At 49.7% G+C, this 3,484-nt stretch carries 3 protein-coding genes and 1 pseudogene; 2 read left to right on the top strand and 2 right to left on the bottom strand.

What is annotated here, in order from left to right:
- Nucleotides 1–227: 227 nt before the first annotated feature.
- Together sppA and Q0224_RS09725 are read right to left on the bottom strand one after the other, a co-directional pair.
- Nucleotides 228–1,100, bottom strand: a complete 873-nt coding sequence (gene sppA / locus Q0224_RS09730) for a signal peptide peptidase SppA (RefSeq protein WP_297950963.1) — start codon at nt 1,098–1,100, stop codon at nt 228–230.
- A complete protein-coding gene (locus tag Q0224_RS09725; RefSeq protein ID WP_297950962.1) occupies nt 1,088–2,305 on the bottom strand; it encodes a metal-dependent hydrolase in 1,218 nt (405 codons plus the stop codon). Before Q0224_RS09725 ends, sppA begins: the two co-directional genes overlap by 13 nt.
- Before the next feature lie 172 nt (nt 2,306–2,477).
- Here Q0224_RS09725 and aroQ point away from each other — a divergent pair, with 172 nt between their 5' ends.
- A complete protein-coding gene (gene aroQ / locus Q0224_RS09720) occupies nt 2,478–2,945 on the top strand; it encodes a type II 3-dehydroquinate dehydratase (protein WP_297950960.1) in 468 nt (155 codons plus the stop codon).
- A gap of 13 nt (nt 2,946–2,958) precedes the next feature.
- Nucleotides 2,959–3,484, top strand: a pseudogene (locus tag Q0224_RS09715) (X-Pro aminopeptidase); the annotation flags it as partial.

Raw genomic sequence — 3,484 nt, 5'->3', positions numbered from 1 at the left:
GTGCGAAACAGAATTGTGATTATACAAGAGCGATGCTTAAAGGGGGCTGAATAATTGGTAGAAAAATGAGGAGTTCTTAAACGAAGAAAAAATTCATAAAGAGATAAAATTTTAAAGAAACGCCAAATGAAAAAGCGAGGAAATTTAAAAGTAATCAAACCCAATATAGCTTCTGCATACAAAATTCTACTCTTTCAATTCCCTCATAATTTAAAATTTCTAAAATTCTAATACGCCATCAGCTTGGCGCCGAATGCACCGCGTACCAAACTCTCGCTTTTATTTGCTAGCTTATCTATCATCTTCTCATACGCCGAGGGCTCCTGCCAGATCGGATCTGCTACGCCGCTAGCCTTTACTAGCGCGCTTTTAGTGTCCTCCAAAGAGCCCACCTCGTCGATGAGCCCGACGCCTTTGGCGCCGCTAGCTAAAAATACTCGCGCATTCGCCCACGTATCGCGCTTCCTAAGATCCAGCGAGCGCGCCTGCGCCACCTCGCGCGTAAATAGCTCGTAGCTCTCATCCACCAGAGCTTGCAGGCTCGCGCGCTCCGCGTCGCTCCATTTTCGCATCATCGTGCCCGCTTCTTTGAGCTCGCCCGCTTTGACGATCTGTTCGGCAAAGCCTAACTTAGCGGCCGCTTCGCTCACGTCTAAGCCCTGCATGATCACGCCAATGGAGCCGATGAAGCTGCCCGGATTTGCGTAAATTTTACTCGCCCACACGCCGCCTAGGTAGCTACCGCTCGCCATCGTGCCCTTGGCATAGGCGACGACCGGCTTGCGCGAGTTTAGGGATTTGATGGCCAGCGAAATTTCTACGCTCGGGCTTAGCGCGCCGCCGGGACTATCGATCAGCAGAAGCACTCCTTTGATCGCCTCGTCGTTTTTCAGGGTTTCGATCTTTTCTAAAATTTCGCTATCGTCCATTATCGCGCCGCTTAATGAAAGCTGAGCGAGATTCGCGCCCTTTTGTTGCGCGCTTTCGCCGCCTGCGAAAATCAAAAACAAAATAAGCAGAAAAATCAGGGATTTAAAGTATTTGTTGATAAACCCGAGCACGGCGCCGATCGGCGCAAAGATGTTTTTTAGAAATTGCATTTCATTCCTTCAATAAAAAGTGATTTTGCGTTTTTGCTCTGCAAAATGAGCTGTAGCGCCAGCTGGCTCTGCTCGCACTCAATGCCTTCAAAAACGGCGATATCGGCGAGCTTACCGGCTTTCAGCTCGCCCAAATTTAGCCCAAGTGCCGCAGCTGTATTTCTCGTCGCGCCTAAAAGTAACGCCCGCGCCAGCTCTGCCAAACCCAGCTCGTCGTGCATCATTAAATTTGCACGTAGCTCGTCTAAAAAGCTTAGACTAAAATTTGAGCTAAGCCCGTCGGTAGCGATGTTGTAATTAAGCCCGCTTGCGAGCAGCTTTTTGAAGCTTAGCCGCCTTTTGCTAAGCAGGCGGTTGGAGCGCGCGCAGTGCGTGATCGAGTGAAGCTTCGGATCAAAGATGCTAAAATCATCCACCCACACGCAATGCGTAAAAAGCGTGCGAAGCCCGCTAAAATGCGCTACAAAGCTACGGGGCGAGTAAAAAGGCGCAGGCACGGGATTAAATTTAGCAAGCCAGGTTTTAAGCTTCCCGCTGCCCGTGCGCAGCCACTGCCGCTCGTAAGCGCTCTCCATAAAATGCGTGCTTATAGCAAGCCCATTTTCGCGGGCAAGCTTCGTCGCAAACTCCGTAATCTGCGGGTGCGTCGAATACGGCGAGTGCACCGATACTGCAGGGATAAAAAGCGAGTTTGCGAGCGCCTTTGCGCGCTCGAATCGCTCTTTAAATTTAGAAATATTCTCCGCCGCAGCGTCCTTGCTCGCGCCTAAAATTTCATTAAAAAACACGGTTCTAATGCCGCTTTGCGCGCAAGCTTCAGCTTCGCCGCCGAAGCTTGAAATTTCGCCGATCGTACCCACGCCGCTTCGCATCATCGCGGCGATCTGCTCTGCGATCAGCCGTCCGCGCGCCGCGGCATCCAGCTGCTGCCTTGAGGCGATGACGCTACCTAGCCAATCCAAAAAATCGCCGTAGCGCAGCGTGCCTTTGTTTGCGCTAAATTCTAAATGCACGTGCGGGTTTATAAACGCAGGCATCGCTATATCGCCGCTAAAGTCCAAAATTTCGGCTTGCGGATATTTGCGCGCCGCGCTTGCAAAGGCGCAGACCTCTATTATTTTATCGTCAAAGACGATCGCGCCATCTTTTAAAATTTTAAAATTCTCATCGCAGACAAGAACCCACTTCGCCCTTAAAATTCTCATCGTTTTCCTTATCTAAAACAGCGCGTGATTTTAGCATAAAATTCTCTTCCGCGCTAAATTTAGAGATAAAATTTTATCGCTTGGGCTTGAACGGGCAAATTTAGCGCCATAGTAAAAAATAAGCTCGCTTTGGTTATAATTTTCGCTTAAATTTCAAAACAAGGACGCAAAAATGAAAATTATGGTGATTCAAGGACCGAATATCAATATGCTCGGTATGCGCGAGCCCGCTATTTACGGGGTTATGAAGATGGAGGATATCCATAAGCAGATGAAGGCGGTCGCCGATCAGAGCGGCAATGAGATCGAATTTTTCCAGAGCAATTTCGAAGGCGAGATCGTCGATAAGATCCAAGAGTGCTTCGGCACCTGCGACGGCATCATCATCAATCCCGCCGCCTACACGCACACTTCGCTCGCCATCCGCGATGCGCTCGCCGCAGTTAGTCTGCCCGTGATCGAGGTGCATATCTCAAACATCGCTCGCAGGGAGGAGCTTAGACAAAAAAGTCTAATAGCACCCGTAACAGCGGGTCAGATCATCGGGTTCGGCCCCGTAGGGTACCATCTGGCAATGATCGGAATGATTCAAATTTTTGAGCAGATCAAAGCTGCCAGAGCCGAGCAGAAAGCCGAGTAGGACTGGGTTAAATTTGAAAAATTTTATCCTAAAGGACGAAAACGCCGTATTTCACGAGTGCGGATATAGCTGCGACAACGCGATATTTTTGAGTCTCGCGGGGCGCAAATTTTTCCTCACCGATGCGCGTTATAGTATCGAGGCGCGCGAGCTTTGCCAAGATACCGAGGTCGTCGAGGTCGAGCGAAATTTGATAAAAGACGCGCGGCTGTTTTTGCGAAAAATGGGCGTTCGCGAGCTCGCGTATAACCCGTACGATTTTAGCGCGGGCGAGTGGGGGGTGCTTAGCAAAGGTCTTGGGATAAGATTTAAGGCGCGGGTGAATTTTTCGCAAATTTCGCGCATAATAAAATCAGAGGATGAGATAAAAATTTTAAAACGCGCAGCGCAGCTGGGTGCGGAAAGATTTGACGAATTTGCCGCGTTCGTGCGCGCCGAGGGCGAAGGCATGAGCGAAGAGGAGCTGTTTTTTAACGCCGAACTCATCTTTAAGAAAAAGGGCGAGCTCGCGCTTAGCTTTTCGCCTATCGTCGCGATCA

It is taken from the genome of uncultured Campylobacter sp. (assembly GCF_938002845.1).
Lineage (GTDB): Bacteria > Campylobacterota > Campylobacteria > Campylobacterales > Campylobacteraceae > Campylobacter_B.
Note: the sequence above shows the minus strand (reverse complement) of the source record. Positions and strands in the feature narration are given on the sequence as shown.

What these genes read in the sequence shown, in the direction of transcription:
- aroQ (WP_297950960.1), top strand. Translation starts at nt 2,478, where the DNA reads ATGAAAATTATGGTGATTCAAGGACCGAATATCAATATGCTCGGTATG.
- sppA (WP_297950963.1), bottom strand. Translation starts at nt 1,100, where the DNA reads ATGCAATTTCTAAAAAACATCTTTGCGCCGATCGGCGCCGTGCTCGGG.
- Q0224_RS09725 (WP_297950962.1), bottom strand. Translation starts at nt 2,305, where the DNA reads ATGAGAATTTTAAGGGCGAAGTGGGTTCTTGTCTGCGATGAGAATTTT.